Consider the following 15,898-nt stretch of genomic DNA (forward strand, 5'->3'; position numbering starts at 1 on the left):
TGCGGCCTCCTCAGGCCGCGGAGCCTAGAAGCGCCTTGCCTTCTGCCGCCGTCATCGGCGTCACCCTGATCTGGGTGATGCGGTTGCGCGATTTCCTCAAGACCTTGAAGCGGAAACCGTGGAAGGTGAATTCCTGGCCGGCTTCGGGGATCGTCTGCGCCTCGTGAATGACGAGGCCGGCCATCGTCGTCGCTTCCTCGTCGGGCAGCGACCAGTCGAAGGCGCGGTTGAGGTCGCGGATCGGCACCGCGCCTTCCACGATGATGGAGCCGTCGGGCTGCTGGCGCACGCCCTGAATCTCGATGTCGTGCTCGTCGGCGATCTCGCCGACGATCTCCTCCAGGATGTCTTCCAGGGTGATGAGGCCCATCACCTCGCCGTACTCGTCGACGACGAGGGCGAAATGCGTCTTGCGGCGCAGGAATTCGTTGAGCTGGGCCTGCAGGGAGGTGGTGTCGGGCACGAACCAGGGCTTGGCCGCCACCTCCATGATGTCGAGGCTGGCGGCGTCGCCCTTGGCGGCGGCGAGGGCGCGCAGAACGTCCTTGGCGTGCAGGACGCCGACGATGTTCTCCGTCTCGCCGCGCCAAAGCGGCAGGCGGGTGAAGGAGCTCGCCATCACCTGCTCCACGATGCGCGCCGGCGGCTCGTCGGCATTGAGCGCCTGCATGGCGGTGCGGTGGACCATGACGTCGGAGACGTCGAGCTCGTTGAGGTCCAGAAGGCCGCCGAGCATGTCGCGGTCGCCCTTCTGCACGCTGCCTTCACGGTGCAACAGATCGACGGCGCCGCGCAGCTCCTCATGGCCCGACAGGAGCATGTTGCCGCTGGCGTTGACGCCGAAAAGGCGAAGCAGCGCGGAAACGATCCGCTCCACCGTCGCCACGACCGGAGCGAAGATCTTCACCGCCAGGGTGACGAAGGGACCGACGGCGAGCGAGAAGCGGTCGGGCATGGTGATTGCCCAGGTTTTCGGCAGCACCTCGGCGAAGACGAGGACGAGCAGCGTCATGACCAGGGTGGCCACGGCCACGCCCGCATCGCCGAAAATCTCGATGAAGGCGGCCGTCGCCAGCGCCGAGGCGAGAATGTTGACGAGGTTGTTGCCCAGAAGCAGCGAGGAGATCATCCGCTCCTTGCGGTCGATGAGGCGTCCGACGATGCTGGCATGCGCCTCGCCCGACTTCTCCAACTGGTGCATGCGCGCCCGCGAGGCGGCGGTCAGCGCCGTTTCGGAGCCCGAGAAGAAGGCGGAGAGAAGCAAGAGAAACAAGACGGCGAGAACGATCGCCCAGAGCCACATAGGCTAGTCTCCAGATAGGACGGCTTTCTGTCTGTGCGGGGTGTCCGCGAGCTCTTCGGCCAGGAAGGCGCGCACCGCGCCCGCATCGACATCCTCGGCAATATAGGAACGGCCGATGCCCTGCGTCAGGATGAAAGTGAGGCGGCCGGCCTTCACCTTCTTGTCCTGCGCCATCGCCTGCATCAAATCGTCCACCGCAAAGCTGCCCGGGATGTCGGCCAGCCGGGTTGGCAAACCGGCCGCCTTGAGGTGGTGCTCGACCCTCTCCGCATCGCCCGCCGGGGCGAGTCCCTGGAGGGCGGAGAAGCGGTGGGCGAGCGCCATGCCGACGGCCACGCCCTCGCCGTGGATCAGGCGGGCGGGATCGTAGCGGCAGGCAGCCTCCAGCGCGTGGCCGAAGGTGTGGCCGAGATTGAGAAGCGCGCGTTGGCCGGCTTCGCGCTCGTCGGCGGCGACGACGCGGGCCTTGGCTTCCACGCTCCTGCAGATCGCCGTCTCGCGCGCTTCGCCGCCGGCGAAGACGGCCTGGTAATGCTCTTCCAGCCAGGCGAAGAAATGAGCGTCGTCGATAAGGCCGTATTTCACCACCTCGGCATAGCCGGCGCGGAACTCGCGCGCCGGCAGGGTGTCGAGCGTCTGCGTGTCGGCAAGCACCAGCCGCGGCTGGTAGAAGGCGCCGACGAGGTTCTTGCCTTGCGGCGTGTTGATGCCGGTCTTGCCGCCGACGGAGGAATCCACCTGGGCAAGCAGGCTCGTCGCCACCTGCACGAGCTGCATGCCACGCCGGGCGATCGCCGCGGCAAATCCGGCAAGGTCGCCGACGACGCCGCCGCCGAGCGCGACGACGACGTCGCCGCGCTCCAGCCGGGCGCGCAGGAGCTCTGCGACGACACGCTCCAGGACGGCAAAGCTCTTGGAGGCCTCGCCCGGCGCCACCACGACGTCGACCACCTCAAGCCCCTCGTCCTGGAGGGATCGGCGCGCCGGTTCCAGATACAGCGCGGCGACGTTCTCGTCGGTGACGATGGCGGCGCGGCGGCTCGCCAGACGGCTCGCGGCATGCCGGCCGAGGCTGTCGATGAGGCCCGGACCGACGACGACGTCGTAGCTGCGCGGGCCGAGCTCGACGCGAACGCCGCTCATCGGCCCTCTCCCGCCGTCAGCCTTTCTTCAACAGCGGCGACGATATCGGCGACGAGGGCCTGGTGCGGCGCCTCGCGCGAGCGCACGGTGACATCGGCGAGCCCGTAGGTCGGCTCGCGGCGGGCGAGCAACTCGCGCAAAAATGCCTTCGGGTCCGGCCGATTGAGGAGCGGTCGGTTCGCCTTGCGCCGGACCCGCTCGTAGAGCACGTCGAGATCGGCCTTGAGCCATACCGAGATACCCCGCTCGGTGATGGCCGCGCGCGTCTCCTCGTCCTCAAAGGCGCCGCCGCCCGTCGCCAGCACCGCCGGGCCGGACTGCAAGAGCCGCCGGATCACTTTCTTCTCACCATCGCGAAAATACGCTTCCCCATATTGCTCGAAAATCTCCGGAACGGAGAGATTTGCCGCCGTCTCGATCTCGTGATCGGCGTCCAGGAAAGGCAAATTCAAGGTCGCGGCAAGGCGCCTTCCCACGCTCGTCTTGCCCGCGCCCATCATGCCGACGAGGACGATGTTGCGCCCGCCAAGCAAAGCCGCGACGCGCCGCCCGGCCGCCTCCAGCCCTTCCTCGGCGTTCGTTTCTTTCTTGCCTTCGGTTTGCAGCATACCTCGTTCCTGCGCCGGCTGGCCTGCTATACTGCCTTCACCGTTCTCGTGCATCCCTTGAAATGCCTTGCCAGGCGGAGATAAGGGAAGGCGCAAACCGGGCGGTGCAGATGCCGAGTCTTTTCCGATTTCTCTTCGTCATGGCGCTGCTGGTCGGCATCGTCTACGGCTCGATGCTGGCATTGACCATCTTCGTGGAACCCAATCCGCGCGAGATGAGCGTGCGCATTCCCGCCGAGCGGGTCAATCCGTGAGCGATCCGGGCCTTCCGGCCGATAGGGCCGCGAAAGGCCTTGAAGCGCGCGATCGCCTCGACCTGGAGAGCTTTCTGGAAATGCTGGCGGCCGAACGCGGGGCGGCGGCCAACACGCTCGCCGCCTATCGCCGGGACCTTGCCGATTTCGCGCAAAGCTCGCCCGGCCTGCGCGCCGCCACGGCGGAGGATATCCGCCGCTATGTCGGCGCGCTCGCCGGCCGCGGCATGAGCCCGGCGACGCAGAGCCGGCGCGTTTCCGCCCTGCGTCAGCTTTTCCGCTTTCTTCTCGCCGAGGGGCTGAGGTCCGACGATCCGACCCTGGCGCTGGAGCCGCCGAAGCCGCGTCGCGGCCTGCCGAAGAGCCTGTCGGTGGCGGAGGTGGAGGCGCTGCTTGCAGCGGCGCGCGCGCTGGCAGAGGCCGACGCGCCGCCCGGCCGCCGTCTGACGGCGCTGCGCAGCCTGGCGCTGCTTGAGCTTCTCTACGCGACGGGGCTGCGCGTGTCGGAACTCGTCAGCCTGCCGGCGAGCGCGGCGCAGGGCGAAAGGCCGTTCCTCATCGTCACCGGCAAGGGCGGGCGCGAGCGCCTGGTGCCTCTCAACGAGGCGGCGCGCGAGGCCATGCAAGCCTGGCGCGCCGTATCGAGGACGAGAGGGGGCACGCAAAGCCGCTACCTCTTCCCGGCCGATTCGGCCTCCGGCCATCTCACCCGCCAGGCTTTCGCCCGCGATCTGAAGCAGATCGGCATCGCGGCGGGCATCGCTCCCTCGCGCCTTTCGCCGCATGTCCTGCGCCATGCCTTCGCCAGCCATCTTCTGGCCGGCGGCGCCGATCTGAGGGCCGTGCAGATGCTGCTCGGCCATGCCGACATCTCAACCACCCAGATCTATACCCATATCCTGGAAGAGCGGATGAAGGAGCTCGTGGGAGCGCATCATCCGCTCGCCAGGACCTAAGGCTCCGGCAGCCAGTCAACGGCCGAAACAGGCAGACATCGCGGCCGCTTGACTTGGCGAGGCCTCATCGCCAGTTTGCGCCGACTTCAAGGAGACCTCCGCCGGCCCATGCGCCATTTTCTCGAATTTGAAAAACCTGTCGCCGATCTGGAAGGCCAGATTCAGGAACTAAGACGGCTGCAGGAGAGCGACGATAGCGTCTCGACCGAGGAAGAGATCGCCAATCTGGAGACGAAGGCGCGCGAGGCGCTGAAAAGCCTCTATTCGAAGCTGACGCCCTGGCAGAAGACGCAGGTCGCCCGACACACCGACCGCCCGCATGCCAGCCACTATATCGATGCGCTGATCGACGATTTCACGCCGCTTGCCGGCGACCGGAAATTCTCCGAGGACCGGGCGGTGCTGACGGGGCTCGGGCGTTTCCGCGGCGAGCCCGTCGCGGTGCTCGGCCAGGAGAAGGGCTCCGACACGCAGGCGCGGCTGAAGCACAATTTCGGCATGGCGCGGCCGGAAGGCTACCGCAAGGCGGTCCGGGTGATGGAACTCGCCGACCGGTACGGCCTGCCCGTCATCTCCTTCGTCGACACGGCCGGCGCCTATCCGGGCGTGGGCGCGGAAGAACGCGGCCAGGCGGAGGCGATCGCCCGCTCCACCGAGGCCTGCCTCGGCCTCGGCGTGCCCAACGTGGCCGTCATCATCGGCGAGGGCGGCTCCGGCGGCGCCATCGCGCTCGCCACGGCAAGCCGCGTCTTCATGCTGGAGCACGCCATTTATTCGGTGATCTCGCCGGAGGGCGCCGCTTCCATCCTGTGGCGCGATTCGGCAAGGGCCGAGGAAGCGGCGACGGCCATGAAAGTGACGGCCGAAGACCTTCTCAACCTCAAGGTCATCGACGCCATCGTGCCGGAGCCGCTCGGCGGGGCGCATCGCGATCCGGAGGTCACCATCGGCGCCGTCGGCGATATCGTCGCAAGCGCCCTTGCGGAGTTCTCCGGCATGAGCGCCTCCGATATCCGGCGCGAGCGGCGGGAGAAGTTTCTCGCCATCGGCCGCAGCCTCGGCTGAGAGCGAGGTGCTCGGCGTGGCGAAAAAGGGCCGATTGTGCGGCGGGATCGCAACACCGGCCAAAAAAGGCCGGCCTTTGACAGCAAATCGCCGCATTTGCTTGTCCTAAACGCTTCTGCAAGGTTACCTCTTGCATAACTCGCATGAGACAGGGGCAAAGGCTCGGCGGGTCACATGATGACGATGACGATCTCACGCTTCGCGCGCGCCGCGACCCTCATGGTCGCCGGTCTGGCTCTTCTGACGCTGGCCGGCTGCAATGACATGGAGGGAATCGCCAAGCATCTTCGGCCGCTCTCCGGTTCCACCAAGGCGCTCATCGCCAAGAAGGGGATGAGCGAGACGAGCCCGATCCTGGTTCGCATCTTCAAAGAGGAATCGGAGCTCGAGGTCTGGAAGAAGGAAAAGGATTCCGGCCGCTACGCGCTCCTGAAGACCTACGACATCTGCAAATGGTCGGGCCGGCTCGGGCCGAAGGAGGCGGAGGGCGACCGTCAGGCGCCGGAAGGCTTCTATACGGTGACGCCGGCGCAGCTTAACCCGAACTCCTCCTATCACCTGTCCTTCAATCTCGGCTATCCGAACGCTTTCGACCGGGCGAACGGGCGCACCGGCTCGCACCTGATGGTGCATGGCGCCTGCTCCTCGCGCGGCTGCTATTCGATGACCGACGAGACCATCCAGGAAATCTACACGCTGGCGCGTCTGTCCTTCCAGGGCGGTCAGCGCTCCTTCCAGGTGCATGCCTTCCCGTTCCGCATGACGCCGCAGAACCTCGCCAAGTATCGCCGCAACGAGAATTACGCCTTCTGGAAGCGGCTGAAGGAAGGCTACGACCTCTTCGAGCTGACCCGCGCGGAGCCGAAATTCGCCGTCTGCGCCAAGCAGTACGTCTTCGGCACGGAGACGCAGCCGGGGATGAGCTATTCGTCGTCAGCCTCCTGCGCGCCGAAGGTCGATGAGGCGGTGCGCGTCGCGGTGACGAAAAAGCGGGCCGCTGACGCGGCGAAGGAGCAAGCCATCGCCGCCAGGATGGACGACCGCGACTATGCGCGCGTGGCCGTCGCCGATCTGATGCGCGATCCAAGGCAACAGAACGAGGTGCCCGAGCAGCTTCTGGCGCTCACAGAGCCGCGCGGGCCGGTTTCGCTGCCGCCGGCCGCCGCCAGCGCGGGCGGACAAAGCCCGGCGACGCAAGAGGCCGCGCCGGCCGTCGTCGAAACGATGGTCGCCGCCACCGAGGCGGCGCCGGAGGCGAGCGGCGAGGCTCCCATGCCGCGTCCGACGATGGCGACCGCCTATGTGCCGGAGGAAAGCAGCGAGCAGGGCCTGCTCACCCGCCTCATCAAGAAGGTCTGGTAGAGGGCTCGGGCCGGTCGGCGAGAAAATCCGGCTCCGCCGCCTCTTTGCGTCTGGCGGGCGCGCTTCCAGCACGCTTGCCGGCCCCCGCCTCAGCCGCGGCCTCGCGATGCGGCGCCGGTCCATTCCAGGAATAGAGCGCCACCGGCTCTGAGAAACCGCGCAAGGTATGCTCGCCGAGCGGGGTCCAATGGTCCGGGGCGTGGCCCGCGACCTTCTGCACCGCCAGCGCCGGCACGCCCAGGGCCTTGGTCATGGCCTGGATGCGGGCGACCTGATTGACGATCGGCCCGATGACGGAGAAGGACAGCCGCGAGGCGGTGCCGATATTGCCGAACATGACGTTGCCGCGGCTTAGCCCGACGCCATAATCGAGGCGATCGGCGCCCGCCGCCCGCCGCTCGGCATTGAGCTCCGCCAGGCGCACAAAGCCCTTCTCCACCGCGCGGCTCGCCGCTTCGGCCGCCTCGCGCTCCGAAGCCCAGGTATCGAGCGGAAAGATGGCGATGACCGCGTCGCCGATGAAGTTCAGGATATCGCCTCCCTCCTCCTCGATGGCGCCGGCGATGCAGTCGAAATAGGCGTTGAGAAGGGTGATGTAGTCGCTGCGCGGCATGCGGTCGGCGAAGGCGGTGGAATTCCTGAGGTCGCTGTAGAGGATGATCGACGGGATGGTCTCGCCGTCGCCGCGATGGATCTGGCCGCCGAGCACGCGCGGGCCGGCGCGCTGGCCGAGATAGGTGGTGGCGATGGTGCGGGCGATGCGCGACAGGATCATCACCTTGCCGGACAGAGCGAATCTCTCGGCGATGCGTTGCAGGGCGGAAATCTCGGTGTCGGAAAAGCCGCCGGCGCGCGTGCAGCAGAAGGAGACGATGATGCCCTGGCGGAAATGGCCGGTGCCGGTGCCGGGGATGGCCAGATCGATGGCGAAGGCGAGATAGTCGGTGTAGCCGGCCTCCAGGAACTCCTCCAGCACCGGGAAATCGATCAGCTTGTTGGGGCCTCCAAGGGCGCGGCGAAACACCTTGGCGCCGCTGTCGACCATCGCCTTCAGCGGGCTGCGCAGCCACATCGGATTGGCCGCCTCGCCCTCGGCGAGGTAAGCGAATTGCTCGAAGGCGATCTCATCGCCCTTCTTCCAGATCACCGCCTCGACATGGAAGAGCGGATGCAGCGTGGTCCAATTGACCATGGCGCGGCCGATCGGAATGCCGGTGGCGAAGATGCGCTCGCACATGCCTTCAAACAGCGCGGTGGCGTCCGGCTCACCGAAAGCCTGCTCCACGAGCCAGGAGGTGACGCTGTCGACGAGGGTGGCGGAGGACATGACCCGTGAGCTTCCTTGCTGGCTGGTCGGGAGCAAGTTTAGACGCATTCGCCATCCTTGCGCGAGCCAGGCGCAAACGAGGGCCGGCCGGCGACGCCGGCGCCTTGCCTGGAAGGGCGACGAATGGCGGCGCAGAGCGCCGGCCCGCAGGCCGTGCGAGCTTCCCGGAAGGCGCGGTGAGGATGACGCCGAGCCGCCGAACGACGCGCTCTAACTTTTCTCGATCAGATGCGGCGGCCAAGCCGCCGGCGGGATCACACCAGGGCGCCGTGGCAATGCTTGAACTTCTTGCCGGAGCCGCAAGGGCAGGGGGCGTTGCGCCCGACCTTGCCCCAGGTCGCCGGATTGGCCGGATCTAACGTCGCCGCGGCGCCGGCGCCGACCGGCAGCGCACCGGCCGTGGGACGCCCGGCCTCGGCCATGGCGAGTTCGTCCTCGCCGGTGGTGGCGTCGACATGGTGGGCGGACATGCCCTGCGGCGGGGCGAGCGGCTCCTGGAGCGGCTGCTGCTCGGCAAGCTCCACATGCATGAGCTGGGCGGTGACGGCGCGGCGCAGCTCCGACAGCATCGCCTGGAAGAGCTCGAAGCCCTCCGTCTTGTACTCGTTCAAGGGGTCGCGCTGGCCGTAGCCGCGGAAGCCGACCACCGAGCGCAGCGCATCGAGCTGCGCCAGATGCTCGCGCCAGAGCTGGTCGAGCGTGCGCAGCAGGATCTGCTTTTCCACCATGCGCATCAGCTCGGTGCCGAAGCGGCTCGCCTTGCGCGCCATCGCCTCGTCGGCCGCCTTCTCGATGCGCTCGCGGATCTCGTCGTCGGCGATGCCTTCCTCCGTCGCCCAATCGACGATCGGCAAATCGAGATTGAGGCGCTCTTGCACCTCCTTGTGGAGGCCCTCCACGTCCCATTGCTCGGCATAGGCGCGCTCGGGGATATGCTTGGCGACCAGCTCGTCGATGGTCTCGTGGCGCATATCCTTGACGGTCTCGGAGGTGTCCTCCTGGCTCATCAGCTCGATACGCTGCTCGAAGACGACCTTGCGCTGGTCGTTCATCACGTTGTCGTACTTCAACAGGTTCTTGCGGATGTCGAAGTTGTGCGCCTCGACCTTGCCCTGGGCGCGCTCCAGCGCCTTGTTGATCCAGGGATGGACGATGGCCTCGCCCTCCTTCAGACCGAGCTTCTGTAGCATCCCGTCCATGCGGTTGGAGCCGAAGATGCGCATCAGGTCGTCTTGCAGGGAGAGGTAGAACTGCGAGCGGCCGGGATCGCCCTGGCGGCCGGAACGGCCCCGGAGCTGGTTGTCGATGCGCCGGCTCTCATGGCGCTCGGTGGCCAGAACCATCAGCCCGCCGGCCGTCAGCGCCTCCTGTTTGAGGCGCTCCACATCGGCGCGGATCTCCGCCTCCTTCGCCTCCCGCTCGGCACCTTCCGGCATGTCTTTCAGCTCGTCGGCGACGCGCAAATCCGGATTGCCGCCGAGCTGAATGTCGGTGCCGCGGCCGGCCATGTTGGTGGCGATGGTGATGGCGCCGGGCTTGCCGGCCTGGGCGATGATATGGGCTTCCTGCTCGTGGTGGCGGGCGTTGAGGATGTTGAAGTCCTTGATGCCGCTCTTCTTCAGACGCTCGGCCAGAAGCTCCGACTTCTCGATGGAGGTGGTGCCGACCAGAACCGGCTGGCCGCGCTCGCGGCACTCGCGGATCGCCTCGATGATGGCGTCGTATTTCTCCTCCACGGTGCGGTAGACCTGATCGTCCTCGTCGGCGCGCGCCACCGGCACGTTGGTCGGCACCTCCACGACATTGAGGCCGTAAATGTCCATGAACTCGTCGGCCTCCGTCAGGGCCGTGCCGGTCATGCCGGCGAGCTTGTCGTAGAGGCGGAAATAGTTCTGGAAGGTGATGGAGGCGAGCGTCTGGTTCTCCGGCTGGATGCTGACATGCTCCTTGGCCTCCAGCGCCTGATGCAGACCTTCCGAATAGCGGCGGCCCTCCATCATGCGGCCGGTGAACTCGTCGATGATGACCACCTGGCCGTTCTTGACGATGTAATCCTTGTCGCGCTGGAAGATCTTGTGGGCCTTCAGCGCGTTGTTGAGATGGTGCACGACGGCGACGTTCTCCACGTCGTAGAGATTGTCGCCCTTCAGAAGCTCGGCCTGGCGCAACAGCTCCTCGGCGCGTTCCGTGCCCTCTTCCGTCAGGGTGGCGGAACGGACCTTCTCGTCGATCTCGTAATGCTCGGGCTGAAGGTCGGGGATGATGGCGTCGATGGACTGGTAGAGCTCGGACTTGTCCTCCACCGGGCCGGAGATGATCAAGGGCGTGCGCGCCTCGTCGATGAGGATGGAATCCACCTCGTCGACGATGGCGTAATGGTGGCCCCGCTGCACCATGGCGGCTAGGTCGTATTCCATATTGTCGCGCAGATAGTCGAAGCCGAACTCGTTGTTGGTGCCGTAGGTGACGTCGGCGCCGTAGCTGCGGCGGCGCTCGTCCTGCGACAGGCCGTGGACGATGACGCCGACCGAAAGGCCGAGGAAACGATAGATCTGCCCCATCCATTCCGCGTCGCGGCTGGCAAGGTAGTCGTTGACGGTGACCACGTGGACGCCGCGGCCGGTCAGCGCGTTGAGATAGACGGGCAGGGTGGCGACGAGCGTCTTGCCCTCGCCGGTCTTCATCTCCGCGATGGCGCCCTCGTTGAGCACCATGCCGCCGACGAGCTGCACATCGAAATGGCGCTGGTGAAGCGTGCGCTTGGCCGCCTCGCGGACCGTGGCGAAGGCCGGGACGAGAAGATCATCCAGAGACTTGCCGTTCTCCAGCTCCTCGCGAAACTTGATGGTGCGGGCGGCGAGATCGGCATCGCTCAGCTTCTCCAGCTCGCCTTCCAGGGCGTTGATCGCCTGCACGGTGGAGCGATACTTTTTGACGCGCCGGTCTGAAGTGGTGCCAAAGACCTTGCGGCCCAAACTGCCCAAGCCCAGCATTAGGTGATCCTTTTCGTCGGCGGCGAATACCTGAATAAGAGCGGCCGAAACAGCCGCATCAAGCCCTCGTTACGGTGCGGGGGTATTGGCCTGAGATCCTTCCCAGCGCCCCCGCTTCTGGACGGCAGGCCGGTGGAGAGATAAGAACGGACGGGAATCATGTCAATCAGCGGTGCCAGGCGCCGCGCGGCGCGCGGCGCTATCGAGGACTTACCCATGCAGATGTTCAAAACCGAGCGCCCGAATGGGGGGGCCGCTCGCCTTTTCGTTTCCGCGGGACTTGTCGCCATGTTCCTCGCCGCCGGGCTCGCGCCGAGCGCGCCTGCCCTGGCGCAAGAGCCGGTGGCGCGCGTCGGCGAGCAGATCATCACCGAGGACGAGCTGTCGCAGGCGGCGGACGATTTCGCCGACGAACTGGACCGGGTGCCCGGTCCGCGCCGTCGCTCCGTGCTCATCGACGTCCTCGTCGATATGGAGCTTCTCGCCCAGGCGGCCCGGGAGAGGGGTCTCGACGAGACGGAGGATTTCGACAAGCGCCTGGAATTCCTGAAGACGCGGGCCCTGCGCAACGAATATGTGGAGAAGGTCATCGTCGGCGCCGTCACCGACGAGCAGGTGCAGGCGGAGTACGACAAGCAGGTCGCCGGCTTCCAGCCTGAAGAGGAGGTGCATGCGCGCCACATCCTGGTGACGACCAAGGAAGAGGCCGACGAAATCATCCAGGAGCTGAAGGACGGCAAGGATTTCGCCGAGCTCGCCAAGGAGAAATCGACGGGGCCGAGCGGCCCGCAGGGCGGCGATCTGGGCTATTTCGTCAAGGGCCGCATGGTGCCGGAATTCGACCAGGCGGTGTTTGACATGCAGCCGGGCGAGGTTTCCGAAGAGCCGGTGAAGACGGAGTTCGGCTGGCATGTCATCAAGGTGGAGGATCGGCGCATGTCGAGCCCGCCGCCGCTGGAGGATATCTCCGAGCAACTGCGCGGTGTCCTGGTGCGCCAGAAGTTCAACGATGTGATGACGGAGCTGCGCGACGGGGTGGAGATCGAGGTCTTCGACCAGGCCAAGGAAGACGAGCCGGCCGAGGGCGATACCGGCGGGGACGCCGAGGCCGCGCCCGAGGAAGAGCCGGCGCAGCAATAGGCGCCTCGCGTAAGCTCTCCATGACAAGCATCTCGCCGCTGGCGCCGAAGGCCTATGCCGAGCTGCCGCCGCTCGAGGGCGTGTGGCTCGGTGCCGTGGAAGCCGGTATCCGCTATCGGGGGCGCACGGACCTTCTGTTGGTGCGCTTCGACCCGCCGGCGGCCGTCGCCGGCGTCTTCACCCTGTCGAAATGCCCCTCCGCGCCGGTGGAGTGGTGCAAGGCCCAGCTTCCGCGCGGCCGGGCGAGGGGTCTCGTCGTCAATTCCGGCAACGCCAATGCCTTTACCGGCAGGAAGGGGGGGCAAGCGGCCAGGGAAATCGCCGAGGCCGCGGCGGCCGCGCTCGGCTGCGCGCCGGAAGATATCTTCCTCGCCTCCACAGGTGTCATCGGCGAGCCGCTCGATGCGGAGCCCTTTCGCCGGCATCTGCCGGGTCTTGCCCGGACGGCAGACCAGCATGGCTTTCGCGCCGCGGCGGAGGCCATCATGACCACCGACACCTTCCCCAAGCTCGCCCATCGCAGCTTCGCGCTCGGCGGCGGCAGCGGCAACGTGCAGGGCATCGCCAAGGGCGCGGGCATGATCGCGCCGGATATGGCGACGATGCTCGGCTTTATCTTCACCGATGCGGCGGTGGCGCCGGCGGCGCTGCAAGCGGCGCTGGAGGCGGCCGTCGCCGGCAGCTTCAACGCCATCACGGTCGACGGCGACACCTCCACCTCCGATACCGTGCTTGCCTTCGCCACCGGCGAGGCCGGCGCCGAGAGCGCCATCGCAGGGCCTGGTGAGGAAGGCTATGCGGCTTTCGCGGCGGCCCTTTCGGAGGTCTGCCGCGAGCTTGCCCATCAGGTGGTGAAGGATGGCGAAGGCGCCACCAAGTTCGCCGAGATCGCCGTCACCGGGGCGACAAGCGATGCCTCGGCCAAGCGCATCGCGCTCTCCATCGCCAATTCGCCGCTGGTGAAGACGGCGCTCGCCGGCGAGGACGCCAATTGGGGCCGGGTGGTGATGGCGGTGGGCAAGGCCGGCGAGCCGGCCGACCGCGACAGGCTGGCGATCTGGTTCGGTCCGTACCGCGTGGCGTTCGAAGGGGAGCGCGATCCTTCCTATTCGGAGGAGGCGGTGTCTGAATATATGAAGGCGCCGGAGCTTATTTTGACAGTCGATCTCGGGCTCGGCTGCGGTAATGCCAAGGTCTGGACCTGCGACCTCACCAAGGAATACGTCGCCATCAACGGCGACTATCGAAGCTGAACGGATGGCGTCGCTCGTCCTGGTCGTCGCCGTGGCGCTCGTCGATGTCGATGGCCGCGTTCTCCTGACCAAACGCCCCGCGCACAAGGAAATGGCCGGACTGTGGGAGTTTCCCGGCGGTAAGGTGGAGGCAAACGAGACGCCGGAAGACGCGCTTATCCGCGAGCTTGAAGAAGAGCTTGGGATTGCCGTGAAGGCCGACTGCCTCGCCCCGCTTACCTTTGCGAGTCATTCTTATCCTACTGTTCATCTTCTGATGCCACTTTATGTCTGCCGGCGCTGGTCGGGATGGCCGACGGCCCTGGAAGGGCAGGAATTGCGCTGGGTACGCCCAGCGCGCATGCGTGAATTTCCCATGCCGCCGGCGGACGAGCCTTTGGTGTCGCACCTGATTGACTGGCTTTAGGGCCATGCCGACCAGGGGGCGCCGCCGAAATGGGCGCAATCTGGTCGGGCCGGCTTCAGCCGCCGACTGCGGGACAAGCTGGTGGCTGAACGGTCTTTCACAAACGCCGCGAGGCGATGGGCGCAGGAGGAAGGGGGCGCGACCGCGGTCGAATACGCTCTCGTCTGCTCCATCGTGGTGGCGGCGCTGACCGCCATCATCGCTACGGGAAACGCCACCTCCGCCCTCTATGGCGTCTTGGACCTGATCAGCGAGGCCATCGGAGGCAGCACGGAAGGCGGCGGCTGAGCTCGCCGGATGGGCGCTACTTACTTTTGTGCCCGAGAACCTCTGCCAGGCTGATATCGGCCGAGCCGCGACGGGCCGGCTTCTGCTGGCTCTCATGCGGCGCCCAGCCCGATAGCGCGAAAAGCTCGAAGGTCGCGACTACCTTGCCGTCCGCCTCGCCGAAGAGATCGCGATAGGCCTCGGCGACCCTGAGGAGCAGGCCACGGGTCGCCGGACGCCGGGAGCGCTCCACGAGCGCGTTGGCGGCCCCCATCGCCTTCAGATCCGCCATCAACGACAAAGGCTCGCCGTAGCGTACGGTGAGCCGCTCGCGATCGACGACTGGCAAGGCGAAACCGGCCCTTTGCAGGAGCGCGCCGATATCGCGGATATCGGCAAAGGGGCTGACGCGCGGGGAAACGCCGCCGGCAATCTCGCCCTCCGCCCGCATGAAGGCCTGGCGCAACTCGAAAAGCGTGTCGCCGCCGGCGAAGACGGCAAGGAAGAGGCCGTCTGGCCGCAAGGCCCGCCGTATTTGGATGAGCGTGCCGGGAAGGTCGTTGGCGCTCTCCAGGGCCAGCACGGAGGCGAAGAGGTCTAGGCTTTCGGGGACGAGCGGCAGCCGCTCCTCGTCGGCGACGATGGCGGGAAGGTCGTGCCGGAGGGCGGCGGCAAGGCTCCTTTCCAGCGCGAGGACACGGCCCACCTTGCCGCTCGCCTGAAGCGCGGCGGCGAGGGTGTGGCCGCGCCCATGGGCGGCGAGCGCCACATCGAAGCGGCGTTCCACCATGACGAGGCGAGCCGCCAGTTCCTCCACCGCGCGCTGCAGCAGGAAATCGGCGCCTTGGCGCGAAGAGGTCGCGGCGCGCGCCTCGCGGCGGGCAATCAGCGACTTGTCGAGAATGAGGTGGTCGGCCATGTTTCTCAACAGACCCTAGAGCAGTCAGGCCAGGGGGGGAACCGGCGTGGATGCGGCGGGCGATACGGCAAGACGCGAAGCGCGGGCAGGCTTCGGCCTCTTCCTGCGGGGCGCGAGGTCGGGCCTCGGCGACATTTTCATGCCGCCGCTCTGCCCCGCCTGCCAGGGCGCCGTCGGGGCGCATGATCTCCTCTGCCTGGGCTGCTGGGCGGAGTTGCGGTTCATCGAGCGCCCCTTCTGTCCGGTGCTCGGCGTTCCCTTCGCCGCGGAGATCGGAGAGACCATCGTCTCGGCGGAAGCGCTTGCAGACCCGCCGCCCTTCGCCAGGGCGCGCTCTGCCGTTCTCTTCGACGAGACGGCGCGCAGACTGGTTCACAAGATGAAGTATCACGATCAGCCCGGCGCGGCGGGGATCGTCGCGGCGCTGACCCTGCGTGCGGCGCGCGAGCTCGCCGATGCGGCGGAGATCGTCGTGCCGGTGCCGCTGCATCGTTGGCGGCTCTGGCAGCGGCGCTTCAACCAGTCGGCGGAGATCGCCGCGCGGCTCGCCAGCGAAATGGGCCTGCGGCATCTTCCGGCGGTGCTGGCGCGCACCCGGCACACGCGCCAGCAGGTCGGGCTGAGCGGACGCGAGCGTGAGGCCAATATGCGCGGGGCCTTCCGGGTGCCGGAGCGCTGGCGGCCCGTCATCGCCGGCCGGCATGTCCTTCTCGTCGATGACGTCTACACCTCGGGCGCGACGATCAAATCGGCGGCCAGGGCTCTCCTGAGGGGCGGGGCGAGCGCCGTCGATGTCGTCACCTTCGCGCGTGCCGGCATCGAGCCGCTCGGGTGAGCGGCGTAAACCAATGCATCTGTTGCGAAAGCCGCAGCCCCGTCTATATCTGGCGGGACTTCGGAGC

Annotated in this window: 15 protein-coding genes; 9 read left to right on the forward strand and 6 right to left on the reverse strand. The window is 67.0% G+C overall.

Annotated features, from left to right (window positions below; translation table 11 throughout):
- Positions 1 to 10: 10 nt before the first annotated feature.
- The 3 genes from Q331_RS0114645 to Q331_RS0114655 are packed head-to-tail and all read right to left on the reverse strand — an operon-like array spanning position 11 to position 3,054.
- The gene (locus tag Q331_RS0114645; protein ID WP_026381297.1) at positions 11 to 1,303 is read right to left on the reverse strand and encodes an HlyC/CorC family transporter; all 1,293 of its coding nucleotides are present in this window, start codon (positions 1,301 to 1,303) and stop codon (positions 11 to 13) included.
- Between the two features lie 3 nt (positions 1,304 to 1,306).
- Positions 1,307 to 2,446 carry a 3-dehydroquinate synthase gene (gene aroB, locus Q331_RS0114650; protein WP_026381298.1) on the reverse strand — a complete coding sequence of 380 codons (1,140 nt, stop codon included), beginning with the start codon at positions 2,444 to 2,446 and terminating at the stop codon, positions 1,307 to 1,309.
- Complete coding sequence (locus Q331_RS0114655; RefSeq protein ID WP_034492413.1) at positions 2,443 to 3,054, reverse strand: shikimate kinase; 612 nt, start codon at positions 3,052 to 3,054, stop codon at positions 2,443 to 2,445. The genes aroB and Q331_RS0114655 overlap by 4 nt, the downstream gene beginning before the upstream one ends.
- A 110-nt stretch (positions 3,055 to 3,164) precedes the next feature.
- Here Q331_RS0114655 and Q331_RS23780 point away from each other — a divergent pair, with 110 nt between their 5' ends.
- The 4 genes from Q331_RS23780 (at position 3,165) to Q331_RS21855 (ending at position 6,691) form a co-directional block, all read left to right on the forward strand.
- Positions 3,165 to 3,308 (forward strand): hypothetical protein, encoded by a 144-nt coding sequence (locus Q331_RS23780; RefSeq protein ID WP_051631199.1) that lies wholly within the window; start codon positions 3,165 to 3,167, stop codon positions 3,306 to 3,308.
- A complete protein-coding gene (locus Q331_RS0114665) occupies positions 3,305 to 4,264 on the forward strand; it encodes a site-specific tyrosine recombinase XerD (RefSeq protein WP_281173912.1) in 960 nt (319 codons plus the stop codon). The genes Q331_RS23780 and Q331_RS0114665 overlap by 4 nt, the downstream gene beginning before the upstream one ends.
- Before the next feature lie 108 nt (positions 4,265 to 4,372).
- Complete coding sequence (locus Q331_RS0114670) at positions 4,373 to 5,329, forward strand: acetyl-CoA carboxylase carboxyltransferase subunit alpha (protein WP_026381301.1); 957 nt, start codon at positions 4,373 to 4,375, stop codon at positions 5,327 to 5,329.
- A 174-nt stretch (positions 5,330 to 5,503) separates the two neighbouring features.
- Positions 5,504 to 6,691, forward strand: coding sequence for a L,D-transpeptidase family protein (locus Q331_RS21855; RefSeq protein WP_051631200.1), 1,188 nt, complete (start codon positions 5,504 to 5,506; stop codon positions 6,689 to 6,691).
- Here Q331_RS21855 and Q331_RS21860 read toward each other — a convergent pair.
- Positions 6,675 to 8,018 carry an adenylate/guanylate cyclase domain-containing protein gene (locus Q331_RS21860; protein WP_051631201.1) on the reverse strand — a complete coding sequence of 448 codons (1,344 nt, stop codon included), beginning with the start codon at positions 8,016 to 8,018 and terminating at the stop codon, positions 6,675 to 6,677. The two genes, Q331_RS21855 and Q331_RS21860, sit on opposite strands and share 17 nt — an antisense overlap.
- 254 nt (positions 8,019 to 8,272) lie before the next feature.
- Positions 8,273 to 11,011 (reverse strand): preprotein translocase subunit SecA, encoded by a 2,739-nt coding sequence (secA, locus tag Q331_RS0114685; RefSeq protein WP_026381302.1) that lies wholly within the window; start codon positions 11,009 to 11,011, stop codon positions 8,273 to 8,275.
- 216 nt (positions 11,012 to 11,227) lie between these two features.
- Here secA and Q331_RS21865 point away from each other — a divergent pair, with 216 nt between their 5' ends.
- The 4 genes from Q331_RS21865 (at position 11,228) to Q331_RS0114705 (ending at position 14,098) form a co-directional block, all read left to right on the forward strand.
- Positions 11,228 to 12,151 (forward strand): peptidylprolyl isomerase, encoded by a 924-nt coding sequence (locus Q331_RS21865; RefSeq protein WP_169738520.1) that lies wholly within the window; start codon positions 11,228 to 11,230, stop codon positions 12,149 to 12,151.
- Positions 12,152 to 12,171: 20 nt separating this feature from the next.
- Positions 12,172 to 13,404, forward strand: a complete 1,233-nt coding sequence (gene argJ / locus Q331_RS0114695) for a bifunctional glutamate N-acetyltransferase/amino-acid acetyltransferase ArgJ (RefSeq protein ID WP_034492416.1) — start codon at positions 12,172 to 12,174, stop codon at positions 13,402 to 13,404.
- 4 nt (positions 13,405 to 13,408) lie between these two features.
- Positions 13,409 to 13,810 (forward strand): 8-oxo-dGTP diphosphatase MutT, encoded by a 402-nt coding sequence (gene mutT, locus Q331_RS0114700; protein WP_034492418.1) that lies wholly within the window; start codon positions 13,409 to 13,411, stop codon positions 13,808 to 13,810.
- Between the two features lie 81 nt (positions 13,811 to 13,891).
- Positions 13,892 to 14,098 carry a Flp family type IVb pilin gene (locus tag Q331_RS0114705; RefSeq protein WP_026381305.1) on the forward strand — a complete coding sequence of 69 codons (207 nt, stop codon included), beginning with the start codon at positions 13,892 to 13,894 and terminating at the stop codon, positions 14,096 to 14,098.
- A 16-nt stretch (positions 14,099 to 14,114) separates the two neighbouring features.
- On the opposite strand, the gene Q331_RS0114710 is transcribed toward Q331_RS0114705, so the two are convergent.
- Positions 14,115 to 14,996 (reverse strand): methyltransferase domain-containing protein, encoded by an 882-nt coding sequence (locus tag Q331_RS0114710; RefSeq protein WP_034492421.1) that lies wholly within the window; start codon positions 14,994 to 14,996, stop codon positions 14,115 to 14,117.
- A 46-nt stretch (positions 14,997 to 15,042) separates the two neighbouring features.
- Here Q331_RS0114710 and Q331_RS0114715 point away from each other — a divergent pair, with 46 nt between their 5' ends.
- On the forward strand, positions 15,043 to 15,831 hold the full coding sequence (locus Q331_RS0114715; protein ID WP_245615671.1) for a ComF family protein: 789 nt from the start codon (positions 15,043 to 15,045) through the stop codon (positions 15,829 to 15,831).
- Positions 15,832 to 15,898: the final 67 nt, after the last annotated feature.

Source organism: Afifella pfennigii DSM 17143 (genome assembly GCF_000688515.1).
Taxonomy (GTDB): domain Bacteria; phylum Pseudomonadota; class Alphaproteobacteria; order Rhizobiales; family Afifellaceae; genus Afifella; species Afifella pfennigii.